Annotated in this window: 1 protein-coding gene; it reads right to left on the reverse strand. The window is 59.6% G+C overall.

Annotated features, from left to right (window positions below; genetic code table 11):
* Positions 1 to 277, reverse strand: a 277-nt coding sequence (locus ABR397_RS23830) for a contractile injection system protein, VgrG/Pvc8 family (RefSeq protein WP_350307850.1), incomplete at both ends; no start/stop codon positions are given.

The raw sequence follows: 277 nt of genomic DNA on the forward strand, positions 1-277 counted from the left end.
GCGGCTTCTCGACAGCAACGCCAGCCGGGGCTCCAGGGTCACCGCGTAATGGCTTTCATCCCGCGAGGTGGACAGCAGTTTAAATTCGCTGATCACCCCGTAGATTGTGCGCAACGGCGCCGGCGGTATCACCGGCATGCCCCGCATCCCCGGATTAATCGCGGGTGACGTCAGGGTAAACGCGGCGTCCCGCATCAGCATCTGCGCCGGTTTGATATCTTTCTCCGGGCTGGTGAATTCAATAACGTAACGAAAAGGCTGGCTTAAGCCTTCCTGC

The sequence above is a fragment of the Photorhabdus viridis genome, assembly GCF_040256935.1.
Classification (GTDB): Bacteria; Pseudomonadota; Gammaproteobacteria; order Enterobacterales; family Enterobacteriaceae; genus Photorhabdus; species Photorhabdus viridis.